Genomic DNA, 3,246 nt, shown 5'->3' on the forward strand with positions numbered 1-3,246 from the left:
AGCCGGAGCGCCACGGATCGGCGCCGGCATCTCCGGGGCGGCCATACCGCGACAGCCGGCGCCTGACGTGCCAGCGGCGGCGGGCGGCACCTGGCCGCTCGTTACGCCGGGCGGACACGACCCGCTCGGGAACGCGGCGGCCGCGGCGCATACCGCGACGTCCGCCGCGGGGGCGGTCATACCTGCCCGCGGCCGGGACGTGCTGCGGGCACAGGTGATCGAGAGCATCTCCGGGCTGAGCGCCTATCCGGAGAGCCACATCCACGAGAAGCACGCCTTCGTGGGGGATCTGGGCTTCGACTCGATCATGATGACCGACCTGGTGAACGCGCTGGGACGCCGCTGGCCGGGCCTGACCGTGCGCACCGAGGACATCGCCGAGATCACCACGGTCGGTGATCTGGTAGCCGTACTGGCCCGGCGAGCCGGCTCCGCGGGCCTTCTCCCGGCGGCGGCCGGCCCGACGGCCCGGGATGCGCCCGAAGCGGCCGGCCCTGGTCAGGCCGGCATCGAGGCCAGCGTGGAGGCCGGTGCCGGAGCGGATACCGGGATCGGCCTCGGAGCGGGTATCGGAGCGGGTATCGACGCGCGGACGCGGGACTCCAACGGCTTCGCCACCCAGCTGTACCCACAGGGCACGGGGAACGGGCTGTTCGACACCGTCGGCAACGGCAACGGCAACGGCAACGGCCGCCACCGGGAGCACCCGCGCCCCGACAGCGCCGCCACCGACGTCACGGCCTTCCCCGAAGTGGTGGCGCTGCGCAAGCGCCTTGAGCTCAGCGACCAGCTCGGCCTGCACAGCCCGTACTTCCTGCTGCACGAGGGGAACGCCCGCGACCGTACGGTCGTGGCCGGCCGGGAGCTGGTGAGCTTCTCGACCTACAACTACCTGGGCCTGTCCGGGCATCCGGAGGTCAACGCGGCGGTCAGCGAATCGGTGGACCGGTACGGATCCTCCGTCTCGGCCGCCCGCATCCTCTCCGGCGACCGGCCGCCGCACCGCGAGCTGGAGGCGGAGCTCGCCACCCTGATCGGCGTGGAGGACTGCGTCGTCCTGGTCAGCGGGCACGCCACCAACGTCACGACGATCGGCCACCTCGTCGGGCCCGGCGACCTGATCGTCCATGACGCGCTGGCCCACGACAGCATCCTGCAGGGGGCCCGGCTGTCCGGAGCGACCCGCCGGCCGTTCCCGCACAACGACCCGGCGGCCCTCGACAGGCTGCTCGCACAGGTGCGCCACCGCTTCCGCCGGGTCCTGATCGTCGTCGAGGGCGTCTACAGCATGGACGGCGACATCGCGGACCTGCCCGAGCTGATCAAGGTGCGCAACCGCCACGGCGCACTGCTGATGGTCGACGAGGCGCACAGCATCGGCGTGATCGGCGCGGCCGGCGGTGGGGCGGGCGAGCACTTCGACGTGGACCGCGGCGGTGTCGACGTGTGGATGGGCACCCTGTCGAAGTCGCTGGCCAGCTGCGGCGGGTATGTCGCCGGCCGCCGGGCCCTGGTGGACTACCTGCGCTACACGCTGCCGGGCTTCGTCTACAGCGCCGGCCTGACACCCCCGAACACGGCCGCGGCGCTGGCCGCGCTGCGGGTCATGCGGGGGGAGCCGGCCCGGCTGGCCCGGCTGCGCGACAACTCGGCCCTGTTCCTGCGCCTGGCCCGCGAGGCCGGCGTGAACACCGGGACGAGCGCCGGGACCCCGGTCATCCCGTGCATCGTCGGCGGCTCGATACGCAGCGTCCAGCTGGCCAACACGCTGTTCGAACGCGGGATCAGCGTCAACCCGATCATGTATCCGGCGGTCGAGGAACGCCTGTCCCGGCTGCGTTTCTTCATCACCAGCGAGCACACCCCCGAACAGATCGCATGGACCGTCGAGACGCTCACGAGCGAGCTGCACGCCGCCGTGCCATCCCAGCTGGTGGACGCCGGATGAGTGCCGCCCGCCACACCGGGCCAGCGCTGGCGGACGCCCCGGCGGCCACGGCGCCGCACGCCCCGCGCGCGACAGCCGCCGCCGAGCGGGCCGGAACGGCTGGGATACCCGGGACGAACAGGATGCCTGGAACGGCTCGAACGGCCGGGGCCGCTGTGGGGCACGCCGTCATCGGCGGCCTCTCCCACGGCGGACGGGTCATCAGTGCCGCCGTGCTCGTCCTCGTCGTGGCCGTCGCCACCTTCCTGGCCTGCGGGATGGTGGCGGTCGGGCTCTTCACCCTCGTCAGCGGCCCTGCCGTCATCCCCGGCGTCCTGCTCGATGCCCTGATCGGCGTTCTGGCCGCCCTTCTGATCATCCGTTTTGCCCCTGTCCCGACGCTCACCCGGCCGTCCGGTGGCCAGGAGCGGCCGGTGCCCCGGCCACCGGAGACCGGCCACGACCGCGATGGTCCCGGCTGAGCAGCCGGAGCCACGCCGTCACGGTCTGCGCGACACGGTGGCCCAGCGGCAGGCCAGGGCGTCCCGGGACGGCGGTCCGGTGCTGGTGCTGCTGGTCCCGGCAGGCACCGGCCCGGCTGGCGAGGTCTGGCGAGGTGGAGTTCGGACGGCTCGTCCAACGCCTGTGGCTGACGTTGGCCCGACGGAGGCTGGCCGCGCACCCGCAGTCCCACCTCATCGACTGCCCGGCCACGGTCGGGCCGCTCCTGGAGCTCACCGCGGCCGTGGCCGAACGGCCGCTGCGGATCACGCGGGCCGGGCGGCCCGACCCGGAACAGCTCCGGCGCGTCCCGCTCCCGGCCCGTCGTGTCCGGGCCGGGCAAGGCCGGCGTGCCCGGGCCGGACACAGCCGGCGTGCCCGGGCCGGGCGAGGGTAGCTCCTCGGACGGCCGCGCCCATCCGGGCACGGCGCGCTCTTGCTGGATGGTCACGATCGCAGGACCATGGGCGTTGTGCTGCTCTTCGACGAAATTATCGCGATCTCCGACCCGGTCGAGCGCGCAGCGGTCGCTCACGATCTGCTCTGGAACGACCATCCTCAGCGGCTGCGGCTGCGTGCCGTCCGTGGTCTGGCGATCCGCGAGGCGATCGGCCGGGGCTTGGCCGTCGAGGAGATAGCGCACCGGCTGCGGGTCCGGGTGCCGGACCTGACCTGGATGAGCGAGCACGCAGCCCCCGGCCCGAACTGACCTTCCCCGGCTCCCGTCAGCCCTGGGCGCACCGGCGCCGCGCGGTCGCGCGGTCGCGCGCCCGGGCTGCCGCATGCCCGCCGCATGCCCGCCGCGCGGCGTTCCGGCC

General features: G+C 73.8%; 3 protein-coding genes. All 3 read left to right on the forward strand.

Annotation, left to right across the window (positions count from 1 at the left end; translation table 11 throughout):
- Positions 1-1,948, forward strand: a 1,948-nt coding sequence (locus tag NBW84_RS21420; protein WP_250286805.1) for an aminotransferase class I/II-fold pyridoxal phosphate-dependent enzyme, incomplete at its 5' end; no start/stop codon positions are given.
- Positions 1,945-2,409 carry a hypothetical protein gene (locus NBW84_RS21425; RefSeq protein WP_250286807.1) on the forward strand — a complete coding sequence of 155 codons (465 nt, stop codon included), beginning with the start codon at positions 1,945-1,947 and terminating at the stop codon, positions 2,407-2,409. The genes NBW84_RS21420 and NBW84_RS21425, both read left to right, overlap by 4 nt.
- A 482-nt stretch (positions 2,410-2,891) precedes the next feature.
- A complete protein-coding gene (locus NBW84_RS21430; RefSeq protein WP_250286808.1) occupies positions 2,892-3,137 on the forward strand; it encodes a hypothetical protein in 246 nt (81 codons plus the stop codon).
- Positions 3,138-3,246: the final 109 nt, after the last annotated feature.

This window comes from Protofrankia sp. CiP1_Cm_nod2, assembly GCF_920664355.1.
Classification (GTDB): Bacteria; Actinomycetota; Actinomycetes; order Frankiales; family Frankiaceae; genus Protofrankia.